Origin of the sequence: Heliobacterium chlorum, from assembly GCF_014502795.1 — a bacterium.
GTDB lineage: Bacteria > Bacillota > Desulfitobacteriia > Heliobacteriales > Heliobacteriaceae > Heliobacterium > Heliobacterium chlorum.
The window spans coordinates 499,786-516,025 of sequence record NZ_JACVHF010000001.1 but is presented as its reverse complement, the minus strand read 5'-3'; the positions used below and the strand labels follow the sequence as shown (position 1 = coordinate 516,025).

Genomic DNA, 16,240 nt, shown 5'->3' with positions numbered 1-16,240 from the left:
ACCACCTCCGAAAAATTGTAATTCGCAACTAAGCGAAAGGAATCACTACACGCCGATTTACCACAATGTAATCAAAGGACTATTGAGCTGAAGGAAAATCTGGGGTGTAATGATGGAGTGAGCAGCTACATGGCCGCCGACTCCGTCATCCGCACCGAGATCAACTTGGAAACACCGGCTTCTTCCATGGTTACTCCGTAGAGAAAATCGGCGCTCTCCATCGTTCCCTTTCGGTGCGAGATGACAATGAATTGGCTCTGTTCCGTTAGACTGCGTAAGTACCGGGCAAAGCGAGCCACATTCGCCTCGTCGAGGGCGGCTTCGATCTCGTCTAGCACGCAAAAGGGACTAGGCCGCACCTGCAGCAAGGAAAAGAGCAGGGCGATGGCCGTCAACGCCCGCTCTCCGCCGGATAAGAGAGACAAGTTCACCAATTTCTTCCCAGGCGGTTGGGCCAAGATGTCTACACCCGTCGTCAGCAGGTCGTTCGGATCGCTCAACACCAGTTCAGCTGAACCACCGCGGAAGAGATCCGTAAATACCTGCCGGAATTTGCTGTTAATCTCGGCGAAAGCTTGTCCAAAACGACGGATCATGATCTCTTCCATTTCCTGAATCACTTGTTCGAGAGTCCCTTTGGCCGTTTGCAGATCTTCGAACTGGTGCTGCAGGAAGGAGAGCCGTTCTTCGAGCCGTTGTTCTTCCTCAATCGCCAAAAGGTTGACGGCCCCCATCTCTCTGAGGAGATTTTTATATTGATTCATCTCTTTTTGCGATGCCCGGCGATCTTGAGGAGCGATTCCTTTTTCCGTAGCCTGTTCCGGTGTCAATTCCCATTGTTCAGCCAAGCGCTGGGTGATCGTGTTCGCTTCCGCTTCCAGTCGGGCCAGTTGAACTTCCAACTGGTGAACCTTTTCGCGAAGCGGAGTGATCTCACCGGTCAAATGCTTACGCTCTTCCAGCTTGTTCTGAAGTTCACTGGCTGTCTCTTCCTGAAGCTGCCGGCAGAGAGAGACTTCCTGTTGCACTTCCGCTTCTTCCACCATGCGACAGGCCAAATTTCGCTCCAGTTCGGTGATTTCCTTTTCACAGTCGGCAATCTCTTCCGAAGTGCTCTGGGATCGTTCCTCTTTTTCCTTCGCTTCCCGCTCGATTCGGCTGGTTTCTTCCTCTATAGAGAGGATCGCTTGTTCGAGGCCTTTCAGTTCTTCTTCCAATCGTGCACCAGTCATCTGCCAGCGATTCAGCTCTTCCCGATCCGTTTCTCCGACGATACGGAGTTGGGAAAGGGCCTCTAGCTTCTGGTTCACCGTCGATTCCAGTTCCTGATTCTCTGCTTCAGCGGCGCTGAGCTTTTCCTGCAGCAGCTCTTTTTGCCCAGCCATTTTGACTAACTCTTCCTGGAGCAGTTTCTGTTCTTGCCGGTGTTTTTCCACCAGCCCCTGGTCTTGTTCCACGGCCCGCTGCAGGCGAACTGCTTCCATCTCGAGACTGTTCTTTTCTGCTTCGACGGTAAGTATTCGCCTGTTTAATTCCTGTATCTGCATGGATAATCGGCTGATCTGTTCAGCCAACTCTTCTCGTTGTTGCTTAAAGCTGCTGATGGCTGTTCCGAGGCTCTTTTCTTCCTCTTCAAGCATGGCCATCTCGCGACGGCGCAAAAAAGTCTGGCCGCCGCCTTTCTGGTTGAGGCTTCCTCCGGTGACACTTCCCCCCGGCTGGAGTATCTCTCCTTCCAGAGTGACGATGCGCCAGTGATAGCGCGTTTGCTTCGCTAAACGCAAGGCCCCCGGCAAGTCTTCCATGACCAGGGTACGCCCCAACAGAAAACGAACTGCCGGCATGTAGGCAGCATCGCATTGGACAAGATCGGCAGCGCAACCGATGACACCAGCCATATTCAGCACGTCCCGACCGGGACCTCCATAGACTTGAAGGCTCCGGAGGGGAAGAAAGGTCGCCCTCCCTTTGCGGCAGGCTTTCAGATGCTCGACGCCACGGCGGGCGGCATCATCATCTTCGACGACGATATTCTGCATCGCGCCGCCGAGGGCCACTTCAAGGGCCACTTCCAATCCAGAGGGCACCTGGATGAGATCGCTAAAGACCCCATGAATGCCCTTCATCTGCCCATTGCCTGCCTTCAACTGGGAGAGAATCTCCCGAACGCCCAGAGCGAACCCTTCATGGTTTTTATCCATCGAATCGAGTGCTTTACGGCGGGCGGATACTTCCTGCCAACGGCGCATCGTCTGGGTCAGCCCGTGTTCTAACTCGGTGTGCTGGCCTTGCAGTTGCGACTTTTCTTGTTCGGAAGAGGTCAGTTCTTGGCGGACCCTTTCCCATAAGCTTTGGGCATCATCGGTCTTAGTGCGGCAGTTTGCGATTCCCTCCATCAACTCACGGGTTCGAGAATCAGTCCGGCTAACCTCATCGTCAAGGCGGTGGGATTGGGTTTCAATCCGCGTATGGTTGATTTCCACTTCATGCAATTGGGCTCGCAGAGTCGTCAGCTCTTGCGCCAGGGAAAACATCTGCTGGCGCATTTGCTGAATTTCTGCTTCTGACGCAGTGACTTCTTCCCGTGAGGCCTTTCCCTTGCTCAGACGTTCTTCGACCTCGCGGCGAACCGATTCGAGTTCAGCGAGAACATGTTCTCTCCGCAACGTCTGTTCCTTTTGGCGGCGACCCATATCTTCCAAGGCCGATGTAGAAAGAGACATCTCTTTGGTGACGATCTGCAACTGATTTTGCAGACCTTTGAGGCGCTCCCGGACGACGTTGATTTGCCCCTGAAGGGAAAGCACCTGTTCCGAATGGAGGTGAGCCTTTTGACGGGCCGCTGTCAGGGCTTCTTCGGCTTGACGAGCTTTCAAAGCCGCCGCAGCTTCCACCCCTTCGACGGTAGCCAGTTGAGCTTCTTTCTCCCAGAGGCTTCTGCTGAGTTTTTCTAACTCTAGCCGGGTCGTCGATGTCTTCTCAGTGATTTCTGCAAAATCTAAAACAAGCAGCCCGAGTTCCAACTGTTTTAGCTCCGAATCGATCTTTTTATAGCGACGGGCTTTTTCCGCTTGTTCACGGATGGAATCGAGCTGTTGTTCCAGTTCACCGATGATGTCGTCTAAGCGAGTGATGTGCTGTTGGGTCTCTTCCAGTTTTTTCGCCGCCTCACGCTTGCGGTTCCGGTAGCGGACAATGCCGGCGGCTTCTTCGATGATGGCCCGCCGTTCTTCCGGGCGAGAGGAAAGCACCTCATCAACCTTTCCCTGTCCGATGATCGAGATCCCTTCTCGTCCCAAACCGGTATCTGCAAACAGTTCTTGCAAGTCTTTGAGCCGGCAGGGGCTGCGGTTCAGGAGATAATCGCTGTCGCCGGAACGGAAGACGCGGCGCGTTACCGTCACTTCCCGAAAATCGACAGGCAACAGGCCTTTTTCGTTATTTAAAGTGATCGATACTTCTGCCATGCCCACCGGCTTGCGGCGATCAGATCCGGCGAAGATGACATCCTCCATCTTGGCGCCCCGCAAGGAACGGGGGCTCTGTTCTCCGAGAACCCAGCGAATGGCATCAGCCACGTTGGACTTGCCCGATCCGTTAGGCCCTACGACGACAGTCAGTCCTGGAGAGAGGACGATATCTGTTTTATCGGCAAAAGATTTAAAACCGTTTATCTCAATTCGCTTAAGGGCCAATCCCAATTCCTCCCGAAAAATTCCTCTTCATTGTAGCATAGGCGAAATTGGCGAACAAGCAACGGTGGGGAAAAGAAAAAACTGCCCGGTTTCGGGCAGCGTTTTTTCCTGACTTGAGTGACTTACCGCGGTTCCACGATGAACTTAATCGCAGTTCTTTCTTCCCCATCGATGGCAATCTCCACAAAGGCGGGAATGGTGATGAGGTTGATGCCATTCGGGGCGACGAACCCACGAGCGATTGCAATCGCTTTAATGGCCTGATTAACCGCCCCGGCGCCTACCGCTTGAATCTCGGCTCGGCCTTTTTCTCGGAGGATGGCGGCTAATGCTCCAGCTACCGATTTGGGATTGGATTGCGCAGATACTTTGAGTCCTTCCACCTACGTTCCCTCCTATACTCCCCGACCGCTGATTCCAGCGATCTTCTCCCCTATTATATTCTTATATTCGCCAATTGGCTATATATTCCTCTTGAGTAAAAATGAATATTGATTTCCCCCCCGACGCTAGTGCCCAATTTCCGTGTAAAGGCAAGCCAGGTTTAACCGGACCTGCGGCTATCAAGGGGATCGCCTCACAAATTTTAAGGGAGCTAATTCCATACATATGCCGCAACAGCCATCGCTTATGACCATGAACGAGAGATAAATCCTGAGGAGGGATCAGCAGTTGCATGGCATCGTCAAATGTTTCGCTCTTTAAACAAAAATTCCTGCTTTCTTTTTCAAAGGCCCTGACCATCGCCAGGACATAGTGAAAAGCTACGCCGCGGCGGACCCATTCTCCCAAGCTCGGAGAATAAGGTCCCGCTAAGCAACTATTGGCGCACAATTCTCCCGGCATCAGTCCCCAGCGAATCACAGGCACACCATGTCGGGCACACAAGAGGGCCATCTGAGTAAGAAGGCGCAATGTCCTCCCCCAGGACCAAACCGCATATTCTCCAGAGCGCCACCGCTGTTCCAGTGGACTGCCTTTTAGGACCAAGGTCGGATGAATGCGCAGAAAGTCCGGTCTCAACCAGAGGCATTCAAGCAGTGAAAAGAGGCTCATCGCCTCATTATCGCCGGGCAGACCGGTCATCAGGTGTAGTCCCACCTTAATGCCCTCTTGCTTTAAGAGCCGAACCGCCTGCACCGTCGCTGCCGGGCCATGTCCACGGTCGATGTTCTCCAAGACCTGAGTGTTCATGGACTGGGCTCCCACCTCGACTGTTGCCACCCCGTAAGCTTTTAAACGGGCCACTGTCTTCTCGTCGACTTTGTCTGGTCGAGTGGACAGTCGAAGTCCTCCGATCCCTCGTTGACCGACCCAAGGGTAGACAAGAGAGAGCAGTTTTTCTTGCACCCTATCAGGCAAACCGGTAAAACTGCCGCCGTAAAAGGCGATCTCATGATCAGCCTGTCCGTCTTCCCCTTTGTAACTCTCCAAGTACTTGTTGATCGTTTCATCGATATCGTCCTGCCCGGGAAGACCCTTTGCTCCGGTCAATCCCTCTTGATTGCAGTAGATACACCGATCGGGGCAGCCTTGTTGGGGTAAAAAAAGAGGGATGATCATGGTGTCATCCCCTTCTCTTCTGTCAACAAGCGCAGGGCCCGTCCTGCTGCTTGTTGTTCCGCTTCTTTTTTCGTCCGGCCTTGACCGGAAGAGATCTGGGCTCCGTTCACATAGACCGCTGCGATGAAACGTTTATCATGGTCCGGCCCCGATTCCTCGAGGATCCGGTAGCGGATATCGACAGGCCCTTTGCGTTGGACCCATTCTTGGAAGGCGGTCTTGTTATCTCCCGTAAAGACACTTTGTACGTTTTCAATGTTTGTGCCGAAAAGACCGAGGACAAACTTGCGGGCAGTATCGAGGCCGCTCGCCAGATAGATCGCGCCGATGACTGCTTCCAAAGCATCGGCTAAGATCGATGGCTTGTCACGGCCTCCGCTGCTCTCTTCACCACGTCCTAGGCGAAGCCAGACGCCAAGGTTCAGACGACGGGCACCGGCTGCCAGATTGGCTTCACAGACGATGGCCGCCCTTCGACGGGATAACTCTCCTTCAGGCCAGGTCGAGTACCGTTGATACAGTTGTTCCCCCACGATGAGACCTAATACGGCGTCGCCCAAAAACTCCAGCCGTTGGTTGTGTTCCTGCGGGGCAGAAGGGTTTTCGTAAAAGAAGGATGGATGCGTTAAGGCGGTTTCCAAGAGGTGTAAGTTGGCGTCGCCAATTCCAACCAGTTCCGCCAGTGCCCGTGGTTTGTGTAATCCCGGTTTGGCTTTTTTCATGATTCACCTCAAATAAAAGACCCCCATCACCCAACGGGCTCGGGGGTCGATCGGGCTGTCATAACAGGATCGATTTAGGCAAAGCCGGGTTTGGAGGTTATTCCCCAGGCCGGTATTTGCGAAGAGCGACGGTGGCGTTGTGTCCTCCAAAACCAAAAGTGTTGGAGATAGCCGCATCTACCGGTATTTTGCGCGCTTCATGGGGAACATAATCCAAATCACAGCCCTCACCAGGGTTATCCAAGTTGATCGTTGGGGGAATGATACCATCATGAATGGTTAAGGCTGTAGCGATCAGTTCGATGCCGCCGGCAGCGCCAAGCAGGTGGCCTGTCATCGATTTGGTCGAGCTGATAGCCACTTTCTGTGCATGATCGCCAAAAACAGACTTGATCGCCAGTGTTTCGTAATAGTCGTTCTTTTCAGTCGCCGTGCCATGGGCATTGATGTAATCTATGTCCTCCGGCTTCAAGCCCGAATCCTTTAAGGCACCCCGCATAGCTCGGGCAGCTCCTTCTCCGTCGGGCGCCGGGTCGGTGATATGATAAGCGTCACAGGAAGAGCCGTAACCGACGACTTCCGCATAGATATGTGCACCCCGGGCTAAGGCATGTTCCAGTTCCTCAAAAACGAGAATCCCGGCGCCTTCACCCATGACAAAGCCGCTGCGCTCCCGGTCAAAGGGGCGGCTGGCTTTTGCCGGTTCGTCATTCAGGGTGGACATGGCTTTCATCGCACAGAAGCCGGCAAAAGACAGTTGGATGATAGAAGCCTCGGTTCCCCCCGTAAACACCAGATCACAATCACCATGTTGAACCAAGCGGAGAGCACTACCGCAAGCGTTCGTCGCCGAGGCACAGGCGGTGACCACCGTTTCACTCGGTCCCTTCAAGTTCAGTTGCATGGATATATGGCCGGCAGCCATGTTAGAGATCATCATCGGGACGAAAAAGGGGCTGATCCGACCGTTCCCTTTGTTGATCATCACCTTGGCTTGATCTTCGAAGGTCTCCATGCCGCCGATACCGCAACCCAAGATGACACCTGCTCGTTCGCGGTCAGCCTTTTCCATATCGAGACCGGAATCTTCCATGGCCATCTTTGCCGCAGCTACGGCGTACTGGGCGAAGCGGTCCATACGACGAGCTTCTTTCCGATCCAAAAACTTAGTCGGATCAAAATCTTTTACTTCCGCCGCAACTCGCGTCGGTAGGTCGGTGGCGTCAAAACGGGTCACAGGACCGATGCCGGAAACACCGGAGGTCAAGGAGTCCCAAAACTTTTCCTTGCCTGTCCCTACGGGTGACACGACACCGACGCCCGTAATGACCACGCGTTTTTTCATGTTCTTTGTACACGCTCCTTATGAATAGGCTTCTATTTCCCGTAGAAGATTCTCTACAATTACACGGACAGGCAAGATCTCTTTGATTCTCTCCACATGCTCTCCCGAGAAGACCAACCCCGATTCCATGTTGCCTTGTTGGGCATGGTTAAGCGCTTCTACGATACAGAAGGACTTTGAGCAATGCTTCAAGCAACCATTACAGCGCTTCGGAGAATTATCTTCATCAGAGTTCAGCTTGTTCCAAAAGGGGTTTTTCAGACCGCGACCCGGCAGACCTACGGGGCTGTCGACTAGAACTACATCATCATGGGTGGAGCGCAGGTAAAGCTCTCTAAATTCCGGAGCTGCTCCGGACTCTTCACTGGCTGCAAAGCGTGTTCCCATTTGAACACCGCTGACCCCCATTTTGAAGGCGTCTACGATATCATGACCGTCGATAATTCCACCGGCGGCGATGACAGGGATATCTACGGCAGCAACAACTTCCGGCACGATTTTCTTCATGGACTCATCGGTGCCCAGATGGCCGCCTGCTTCTTTACCTTCGACAACGACGGCGGCGGCACCCAGCTTCTGGGCCAGTTTCGCCAAGCGAGCCGAAGAGACGATAGGAACAATCGGAGTTCCCGATTCTTTTCCCCATTGAAACATATCTCGAGAAAAACCAGCCCCTGAAACGACCAGGTCGATCCCTTCGTCGATAGCCGTCTGCACCAGTTTAGCAAAGTCCCGCGCGGCGAAAAGACAATTGATGCCGATAATGCCTTTGGTCAATCGGCGAGCTTCACGAATCTCACTGCGCAACTCTTGTTCGGTCAGGCCTGTCGCCGCGATCAGCCCGATCCCGCCCTCATTGGCCACTGCTGCTGCTAGAGGAGCCATGGATATACGTATTGCCATGCCGCCTTGTACGATCGGTAGCTTGGCCACTAAATGGCCGATTTTCAACTCCGGTAGCTTCACCTACTACTCCCCCAAATGCCCCTACAGTTCGCTAGGGCTTCGTCCTCTATAGGCAGGAAGCCCCGTATGGCTACGGGACTTCCGAAATACTTGCCAAGTTAAGTTTTTATACCTACTGGTTTTCTTTGATGTAATCAACAGCCGCACCGACGGTTTTGATCTTTTCAGCATCTTCATCAGGAATCTCGATATCGAATTCCTCTTCCAACGCCATGACCAGTTCAACAATATCCAAAGAGTCGGCGTTCAGGTCTTCAAAAGAAGTCTCCATGTTGACTTCTTCTTCGTCAACTCCCAATTGTTCTACCACGATGGCTTTGACTTTTTCAAAAATAGATGACACGTCTTTCACCTCCTTTAGAAACTACTACGCCATTACCATGCCGCCATCGACATTGATGGTTTGACCAGTAATGTATTTGGCGCTCTCCGATGCAAGGAAAGCGACAACTTTCGCCACATCTTCGGGCTGTCCAAGTCTACCTAAGGGAATCGTTTTTGCTAAACTTTCTCGTACCTCGTCAGAGAGCTTGTCGGTCATATCGGTTTGGATGTAACCGGGAGCGACGGCGTTTACAGTTATGTTTCTAGAACCGAGTTCTTTCGCCAATGTCTTGGTCAAACCGATGACACCGGCCTTGGCTGCCGCATAGTTCCCCTGCCCGGCGTTGCCCATTTGACCGACAACGGAGGTGATGTTTATGATGCGCCCAGAGCGCTGTTTAATCATGGGCTTGATGGCGCTTTTCGAGCAAAGGAATAGGCCCTTTAGATTCGTATCGAGAACGGCGTCCCAATCTTCTTCCTTTAAGCGCATTAACAGATTATCCCGGGTAATGCCCGCATTATTCACCAGTACATCAATGCGACCAAATTCTGCCAGGACTTTTTGGACCATTTCATCAACTTGATCGGAACGGGAAACATCCCCTTGGATGGCAAAAGCTTTCCCGCCAGCCGAGATAATCTCTTCGACGACTTCATTTGCTTTTGCTTCGCTTCCGGCATAATTGACAGCGACCGCAAAGCCGTCAGCAGCCAATTGCAAGGCAATCGCTCGCCCGATCCCCCGGGAAGCCCCGGTAACTAAGGCTGTCCGCAGGTCTACACCCATTTTATCCACTCTCCCCCTAAGATGCAAGGACCTTTTGGATTGTGTCTACATCGCCGATCGCGGCTGTCTCAGAGCCTTTGACAATCTTCCGAGCTAAACCGGTGAGCACTTTTCCGGGTCCCACTTCGATAAACCGTTGGACTCCCGCATCGGCGAGAAACTTGACCGACTGTTCCCAACGAACAGGATGATCCACTTGGAGGATGAGGTTTTTCCGGACAGCTTCCCCGCTGGTGGCTGGTTGAGCCGTCACGTTCGCGACCAAAGGAATCGTCGGATCGGAGATATTCGCCGCGTGCAGGACTTCTGTCATGCGCTCTGCCGCCGGCTTCATCAAAGAGCAATGAAAAGGAGCACTCACATTGAGCATGACCGAGCGTTTTGCCCCTGCCGCTTTTGCCAAAGCAACGGCTTGTTCCACCGCTGCCACTTCCCCGGCGATAACCACTTGGCCGGCACCGTTAAAGTTAGCCGGTTCGACAACACCGGCAGTTGACGCATCCCGGCAAAGGGCTTCCACAGCTTCAGCCTCCAACCCCATGATGGCGGCCATCGTTCCACGGCCGGCCGGTACAGCATCTTGCATAAAAAGACCGCGCTGGCGAACGAGGCGAATCCCTTCGACCAAGGTAAGACTGCCAGCCGCTACGAGAGCGGAATACTCGCCCAGGCTGTGTCCGGCGACCCAGTCCGGACGAAATCCGTTAGCAGCCAAGACTCGATAGACGGCCACCGCTGTGGCCAACAAGGCCGGTTGGGTGTTCGCTGTCAAGCGTAATTCCTCTTCCGGTCCTTCAAAGCACAACTTGCTTAAAGAAAAGCCTAGCGCTTCATCGGCTTCGTCGAAGACAGCTTTTGCCAAGGGAAATTGGGCTACCAAGTCGGCACCCATGCCGACGAATTGGGAGCCTTGGCCGGGAAACATGAATGCGATTTGTGTCATAAGTCCTCCTAACGGCCTGCTTGAATCCGACCGTTCATATTTGCAAACACTTTTTCCGCTTGCATAATAATATCTTGAATGATTTCAGAAGCTGTTTCCTCTCGGCATACCATGGCTGCCACTTGACCGGCCATGACCGAACCCAGTTCTACATCGCCTTCCACCATGGCTAAACGAAGTCTTCCGACGCCAAGTTTTTCGAATTCTTCCGCTGGAGCCGCTTTTCGCTCCAACTCATCAAACTTGCGGACGAGTTTGTTTTTTAAACAACGGACTGGATGACCGGTGGGACGTCCCGTAACGACCGTATCGCGATCTTTCGCCTTGAGAACGGCTGTTTTTACGTTGGGATGGATGACACATTCCTTGGCACACATAAAGCGAGTACCCATCTGCACCCCGACAGCACCAAGGCTTAAGGCAGCGACAAACTGGCGTCCGTCGGCAATGCCTCCGGCAGCGATGACAGGGATGTTGACGGCATCGACGATTTGCGGCACCAGCGACATGGTCGTCAGTTCACCGACATGACCGCCAGATTCCATCCCTTCGGCGATAAGGGCGTCTACACCCGACTTTTCCAGACGTTGAGCCAGTGCCACTGAAGAGACAACAGGGATGACCTTGGTTCCTACTTCTTTCAGCCGGGGAATATATTTTCCAGGGTTTCCGGCGCCCGTCGTAATCAAAGGCACACGGTGCTTGATGATCACTTCAATTATATCGTCCACATGGGGAGACATGAGCATCACGTTCACACCATAGGGTTTGGAGGTTCGTTCTTTAATTTTAACGATCTCATTTTCAACCCATTCGGCGGGAGCTTGTCCGGCACCTACAATTCCCAACCCGCCTGCTTCAGATACAGCCGCGGCCAGTTCGGCAGTGGCTACCCAAGCCATTCCGCCTTGCATAATCGGATAGTCAATCCCCAAAAGGTCACATAAAACGGTTCTCACAAGTTTCCTCCTTTACCCTGCTACGCCGCGGCTTTACCCTTTCGGTATCGCCCACTCTACTGCCATACTTCCCCAGGTAAGTCCAGCACCAAAACCTACCATAATCAATCGGTGTCCGGGCTGAATCTGTCCGCTCCGTACCATTTCGTCAAGGGCCACCGGAATCGAAGCCGCCGACATGTTACCGTAACGATCCAAGTTGACAGCCACCCGATCCATACCGATACCTAACTTTTTGGCAGCTGAGTCAATGATACGCATATTCGCTTGGTGAGGAATGAAGAAGTCGATGTCTTCTTTCTCCCAGTCAGCTATCTCCAAAGCCTTTTCAGCAGCATCGCCCATGATGCGAACGGCGAATTTGTACACTTCTTTCCCGTTCATTTTGACGTAGTGCTGCCGTTGCTCCACTGTCTCCGCCGTCGCAGGAAGTCGACTTCCGCCGGCGGGTACGCCGAGATCTTTTCCCCCTGACCCATCAGCGCCGAGGTGAACCGCTTTAATACCGGCCCCCTCTTCTACAGGACCTAAGACAGCCGCTCCAGCACCATCGCCAAAGAGCACACAAGTGTTGCGATCGCTATAATCCATAAACTTCGAGAGTACCTCTGCCCCAATCACGAGTACCCTCCGGTAAGTTCCGGTGGCAATGAACTGAGATCCTACGGCACAACCGTAGATAAAGCTGGTACAGGCTGTCTCGAGGTCAAAAGCGGCTGCCCTCTTGGCACCCAGTTTATCAGCAACCAGACAAGCCGAGGCAGGCAGGTAAGCATCAAAGGTACAACTGCCAACGATGATCAGATCCAGCTCTTCGGGATGTACTCCCGCTGCCTCTAAGGCTCGCTGACCGGCTACGTAAGCCAGATCGCTTACGGCTTCTTCCGGTTTGGCGACACGGCGCTCGCGAATCCCTGTTCGAGTGACAATCCACTCATCACTCGTCTCGATCATGGACTCAAAGTCTTTGTTGGTCATGATCTTTTCCGGCAGGTAAGAACCGGTACCCCAGATTCCGACGGATTGTAGCTTAATCAAACCGGCTCCCCCCTTCCCGGGATATGCTCTTTAATCGCTTGGATGAATCGTTCCTCAACGCCCTGCTGTGCCACTCGCAAGGCGTTCTTGATGGCTTTCGCTTTCGATGAGCCGTGACAGATGATCGACACGCCGTTGACACCTAAAAGAGGTGCACCGCCGTATTCAGCATAATCGAGCCGTTTGCCCATCTCCCGCAGTGCCGGTGTAGCCAGCAGCGCACCGAGTTGGGCCAACCGGCTGTTTTTTAGTTCATCTTTGATCATTTTGGTCAAGGCACCGATCATGCCCTCACCGAATTTTAAGACGACATTACCCACAAAGCCGTCACAGACGATCACATCGGCACGGCCAAAAAACAAATCTCGGCCTTCCACGTTCCCGATAAAACGAATGGGCGCTTCTTTCAGCATCCCGTAGGTGCTGAGGACTAATTCATTGCCCTTCGTTTCTTCTTCACCGATATTGAGCAGGGCTACCCGAGGATTGGAGATCCCCATAACTTTTTCGGCGTAGACACTGCCCATCATAGCAAACTGAAGTAAGTTTTTCGGCTTTGCTTCTGCATTGGCCCCCACATCGAGGAGCAGTTTGCCACCTTCCAAGGTAGGAAGAATGGTAGCGATTGCCGGGCGATCAATGCCTGAAATCCGCCCGAGTCCGAGAAGTGAAGCAGCCATCTGGGCACCTGTCGAACCTGCGGAGACGAGAGCTTCGGCCTTCCCCTCCTTCACAAGGCGGGTGGCAACGACAATGGAAGCGTCTTTCTTTTTTCGCAGGGCTGTGGCCGGTGATTCATCCATGGCGATAACTTCCGACGCGGCGACGATTTCTATCCGCTTACGGACGGTTGTGGGAGCTTGCTGAAGCAGCGGTTCGATCGCTTCAGGCCGGCCTACCAGAAAGATGTTGATATCCATCTCTAAAGCTGCCTCAATAGCCCCTTTTACGATCTCCTCCGGTGCATGATCCCCGCCCATGGCGTCCAGCGCAATGCGCAAAAGTATTTCCTCCTTATGGTCGGGATAGCCTATCTCGAGCTATAATGTAAAATTTGCCAGAAAATACAATCTCATTTCCCACACGGCTGACGACACGGATAATATTCCGAGCGCCGACAACCTTGACGATATGGGCTTTGGCTTCGACGACCTCGCCCAATAGTACAGGGCGGCGGTTACGGACGCGAGACAGAGCTGTCATAGCTGTAGGCGCGTCCACGATAGCTACCGCTAGGGAATTTGCTTGGGCAAAGAGGTAATGCCCTCTGGCTACGGATGAACTCTGCAGCATCGCTTCGGTAAAGCGAAGTTGGGAAGTCCCTTCTTTTCCGACGATCAGATAGGTCACTTCTCCGACGATTTCTTCCCCGGTAAAGGTACGAGTGTCCTTTAAGTGCTCCACAGCGACCTGGCGCGCCCGCTCACGCAACTCCGGTATCCCGATCTGTTGGCGGTCTAAGCGAACGGTCTGTATGCTGACACCGAGTCTCCGGGCCAGTTCCCCATCAGAATGTAAGGGGTTTTCCTGCAGTATCTTCTCCAATTTGGCCAGGCGCACTTCCTTTTTTTCTCGCGCCCCCATCGCTATTCCCCCTGCAGAGTACAGTTTTTTATAGTAGCTGCTACTAATTCAAAGTATACCTCCGTTTTTTTCATTTTGCAAGTCTAATCGATGTATTTTTCCTTATATTTCCTTATTATACCAAAAGAAAATGGCCTATACAACGATAGGCCATTTCTGAACTGGAAACTTATTCGGCTTTTTTGCCAACTTCCCGATCACGATAATACCCGCAGCTCGGGCAAACGTGGTGGGGCATTTTGGGTTCATGGCATTGAGGGCAGGAACCGAAAGAAACCGGTTCCAACTTCTGTGCCGCACGACGCTGACGGTTGCGCGACTTCGATCTCCGGTGCTGAGGAACACCCATCTCCTACACCTCCTTTTATTTTTGAGAACGTTCGTTGCCATTCAGCAAGGCCAGGAGAGGGGCCATCCGGGGGTCTGCAGGGCCTTCAGAACAACCACAAGGGCCTTCTTCCAGAAGGGCACCACAGTGCGGACAGAGACCCGGACAATCCTCTTGGCACAAAACTTTCATGGGCAAAGCTAATACGAGGGCATCATGAAGGGCAGGAGATAGGTCCAAAACCCTCTCGCTTTCCAAGGGATATCGAGGAATGTCACCCTCCGGCATCGTTTCTTCCGAGGTTTCATCCACAGGGGATGTCGTAAAAAGAGCCTCTACGGGAACGTCGAGGGCAAACTCGACCGGACGCAAACAGCGATGACAAGGGGCTGTCAACCGAGCCGACAGGGTTCCTTGAAACCGGTACCCGCCTTCTTCCCGAGATACTTTCCCTTCGACATGGGCTGGCATCACAGGACGGAGGTCTTCTTCCAATTCCACTTCTTCCCATTGACCGGACCAGGGAAGCGGCTGCCACCGTTCACGGACCTTTCGTAATAAACCCTCATCGACTCGCATATTCTCCACCTCTTTAGAAAAGAACCAGCCATTATTATACAAAGGCCTGCTTATACTGTCAATGGAGAAGTTATTTTGCTAGGCGGAAAGTGTCCCGGGCGATCATCAACTCTTCGTTCGTCGGTATCACCATGACGCGACAGGCGGCACCGGGCAGGGATACGTCCGCTTCTCCCCGTCCTTTGTTTTTCTCTTCGTCCAGTCTCACACCGAGGTATTCCAGCCCGCTGCAGACGGTCTTGCGCATAGACGACGAGTTTTCTCCCAAACCTGCTGTAAAGACGATGGCGTCGACACCGTTCATAGCGGCAGCGTAAGCGCCAATATATTTTTTAACACGGTAGGCAAACATATCGAGGGCCAAGCGGCATTGTTCGTTCCCGTTGTCGGCTCCTTCCTCTAAGTCACGGAAGTCGCTGGAAACACCGGATACACCGAGGACGCCGCATTTTTTATTCATAAAGTCGCTCACTTGAGCCGGCGTCATGTTTTCTTTTTCCATAATAAAAGGAACCACAGCCGGATCCATATCGCCGACGCGAGTGCCCATCACCAGACCTTCCAGGGGCGTGAAGCCCATGGACGTATCTACCGAGTTGCCCTTAAGTACGGCAGCGATAGAGGCACCATTGCCCAGGTGACAGGTGATGATCTTCAGTTCCTCTAAGGGGCGACCGAGCATAGCTGCGGCCCGCTGAGCCACATATTTGTGGGAAGTTCCGTGAAATCCATAGCGGCGAAGGGAGTATTTTTTGGCCAACTCATAAGGCAAGGCGTACATATAAGCCTCTGCGGGGATGGTTTGATGGAAAGCTGTATCGAAGACAGCTACTTGCGGAACACCAGGCAGCATGTGCTGGCATGCCTCGATCCCCATAACGGCAGGTGGGTTATGCAAGGGGGCTACTTCGAAGAGGGCGCGAATGTCTGCGAGAGCCTTCTCGTCGATAACGGCCGAATCGGAAAACTTGTCTCCGCCGTGGGCAACGCGATGACCGACAGCGTTGATTTCCCGCAGCGATTTGATAACACCATACTCCTCATGAATTAAGGCGTCCACGGTCATCTGAATCGCTGTGTCATGATTTGGAATGTCCGTCTCCATGACGACGGGATTTTTCCCGGAAGGACGATGGGTTAACAAGGAACCGTTAAGCCCAATCCTTTCGACAAGTCCCTTGGCCAGAAGAGTTTCGTTCTGCATATCAAAAACTTGATATTTGAGCGAAGAACTTCCAGAGTTGATAACTAAGATAATCATTGAAATCCTCCTTATGCTTTTGTGACTTGTCTTTTTTTTCATTATTACTATACCCAATGGCTTAGCGGTTGTCATTTAATAAGACTATTTCGTCGAATTAGGTGCAAAACTTTCAGAAAATTTGTTATATTGGAGGTTTGGTG

At 52.8% G+C, this 16,240-nt stretch carries 16 protein-coding genes; all 16 read right to left on the bottom strand.

Features of this window, described 5'->3' with window-relative positions:
• Window positions 1-125 precede the first annotated feature (125 nt).
• Window positions 126-3,695: a chromosome segregation protein SMC gene (gene smc / locus H1S01_RS02425; RefSeq protein ID WP_188038499.1), complete on the bottom strand. Its 3,570-nt coding sequence runs from the start codon at window positions 3,693-3,695 to the stop codon at window positions 126-128.
• A 122-nt stretch (window positions 3,696-3,817) separates the two neighbouring features.
• Window positions 3,818-4,078, bottom strand: a complete 261-nt coding sequence (locus H1S01_RS02420) for a stage V sporulation protein S (protein ID WP_012283228.1) — start codon at window positions 4,076-4,078, stop codon at window positions 3,818-3,820.
• A 61-nt stretch (window positions 4,079-4,139) separates the two neighbouring features.
• Window positions 4,140-5,258, bottom strand: coding sequence for an elongator complex protein 3 (locus H1S01_RS02415; protein WP_188038498.1), 1,119 nt, complete (start codon window positions 5,256-5,258; stop codon window positions 4,140-4,142).
• The gene (gene rnc, locus H1S01_RS02410; RefSeq protein ID WP_188038497.1) at window positions 5,255-5,980 is read right to left on the bottom strand and encodes a ribonuclease III; all 726 of its coding nucleotides are present in this window, start codon (window positions 5,978-5,980) and stop codon (window positions 5,255-5,257) included. The genes H1S01_RS02415 and rnc overlap by 4 nt, the downstream gene beginning before the upstream one ends.
• Window positions 5,981-6,077: 97 nt before the next feature.
• Window positions 6,078-7,325, bottom strand: coding sequence for a beta-ketoacyl-ACP synthase II (gene fabF, locus H1S01_RS02405; RefSeq protein WP_188038496.1), 1,248 nt, complete (start codon window positions 7,323-7,325; stop codon window positions 6,078-6,080).
• An 18-nt stretch (window positions 7,326-7,343) separates the two neighbouring features.
• On the bottom strand, window positions 7,344-8,291 hold the full coding sequence (locus H1S01_RS02400) for a nitronate monooxygenase (RefSeq protein ID WP_188038495.1): 948 nt from the start codon (window positions 8,289-8,291) through the stop codon (window positions 7,344-7,346).
• A gap of 112 nt (window positions 8,292-8,403) precedes the next feature.
• Window positions 8,404-8,634: an acyl carrier protein gene (gene acpP, locus H1S01_RS02395; RefSeq protein ID WP_170291556.1), complete on the bottom strand. Its 231-nt coding sequence runs from the start codon at window positions 8,632-8,634 to the stop codon at window positions 8,404-8,406.
• A gap of 24 nt (window positions 8,635-8,658) precedes the next feature.
• Window positions 8,659-9,405, bottom strand: coding sequence for a 3-oxoacyl-[acyl-carrier-protein] reductase (gene fabG / locus H1S01_RS02390; protein ID WP_155474944.1), 747 nt, complete (start codon window positions 9,403-9,405; stop codon window positions 8,659-8,661).
• A gap of 16 nt (window positions 9,406-9,421) precedes the next feature.
• Entirely contained in the window at window positions 9,422-10,348 is a 927-nt protein-coding gene (gene fabD, locus H1S01_RS02385; protein WP_188038494.1) for an ACP S-malonyltransferase, read from the bottom strand.
• Between the two features lie 8 nt (window positions 10,349-10,356).
• Window positions 10,357-11,307: an enoyl-[acyl-carrier-protein] reductase FabK gene (gene fabK, locus H1S01_RS02380; protein ID WP_188038493.1), complete on the bottom strand. Its 951-nt coding sequence runs from the start codon at window positions 11,305-11,307 to the stop codon at window positions 10,357-10,359.
• A 33-nt stretch (window positions 11,308-11,340) separates the two neighbouring features.
• Complete coding sequence (locus H1S01_RS02375) at window positions 11,341-12,345, bottom strand: beta-ketoacyl-ACP synthase III (RefSeq protein ID WP_188038492.1); 1,005 nt, start codon at window positions 12,343-12,345, stop codon at window positions 11,341-11,343.
• Window positions 12,342-13,346 (bottom strand): phosphate acyltransferase PlsX, encoded by a 1,005-nt coding sequence (gene plsX, locus H1S01_RS02370; RefSeq protein WP_188038491.1) that lies wholly within the window; start codon window positions 13,344-13,346, stop codon window positions 12,342-12,344. Before plsX ends, H1S01_RS02375 begins: the two co-directional genes overlap by 4 nt.
• Before the next feature lie 13 nt (window positions 13,347-13,359).
• Entirely contained in the window at window positions 13,360-13,929 is a 570-nt protein-coding gene (fapR, locus tag H1S01_RS02365) for a transcription factor FapR (protein WP_188038490.1), read from the bottom strand.
• 169 nt (window positions 13,930-14,098) lie between these two features.
• Window positions 14,099-14,278 carry a 50S ribosomal protein L32 gene (rpmF, locus tag H1S01_RS02360; RefSeq protein ID WP_155474750.1) on the bottom strand — a complete coding sequence of 60 codons (180 nt, stop codon included), beginning with the start codon at window positions 14,276-14,278 and terminating at the stop codon, window positions 14,099-14,101.
• A 15-nt stretch (window positions 14,279-14,293) separates the two neighbouring features.
• Window positions 14,294-14,836: a YceD family protein gene (locus H1S01_RS02355; protein WP_188038489.1), complete on the bottom strand. Its 543-nt coding sequence runs from the start codon at window positions 14,834-14,836 to the stop codon at window positions 14,294-14,296.
• A 70-nt stretch (window positions 14,837-14,906) separates the two neighbouring features.
• Window positions 14,907-16,097, bottom strand: a complete 1,191-nt coding sequence (locus tag H1S01_RS02350) for an acetate/propionate family kinase (protein ID WP_188038488.1) — start codon at window positions 16,095-16,097, stop codon at window positions 14,907-14,909.
• Between the last annotated feature and the right edge of the window lie 143 nt (window positions 16,098-16,240).

Excerpts from the sequence above, each read along its gene's own strand:
- rnc (WP_188038497.1), bottom strand. The coding sequence starts at position 5,980 with ATGAAAAAAGCCAAACCGGGATTACACAAACCACGGGCACTGGCGGAA.
- H1S01_RS02355 (WP_188038489.1), bottom strand. The coding sequence starts at position 14,836 with ATGCGAGTCGATGAGGGTTTATTACGAAAGGTCCGTGAACGGTGGCAG.
- fabG (WP_155474944.1), bottom strand. The coding sequence starts at position 9,405 with ATGGGTGTAGACCTGCGGACAGCCTTAGTTACCGGGGCTTCCCGGGGG.
- fabF (WP_188038496.1), bottom strand. The coding sequence starts at position 7,325 with ATGAAAAAACGCGTGGTCATTACGGGCGTCGGTGTCGTGTCACCCGTA.
- fapR (WP_188038490.1), bottom strand. The coding sequence starts at position 13,929 with ATGGGGGCGCGAGAAAAAAAGGAAGTGCGCCTGGCCAAATTGGAGAAG.
- fabD (WP_188038494.1), bottom strand. The coding sequence starts at position 10,348 with ATGACACAAATCGCATTCATGTTTCCCGGCCAAGGCTCCCAATTCGTC.
- H1S01_RS02415 (WP_188038498.1), bottom strand. The coding sequence starts at position 5,258 with ATGATCATCCCTCTTTTTTTACCCCAACAAGGCTGCCCCGATCGGTGT.
- rpmF (WP_155474750.1), bottom strand. The coding sequence starts at position 14,278 with ATGGGTGTTCCTCAGCACCGGAGATCGAAGTCGCGCAACCGTCAGCGT.
- H1S01_RS02350 (WP_188038488.1), bottom strand. The coding sequence starts at position 16,097 with ATGATTATCTTAGTTATCAACTCTGGAAGTTCTTCGCTCAAATATCAA.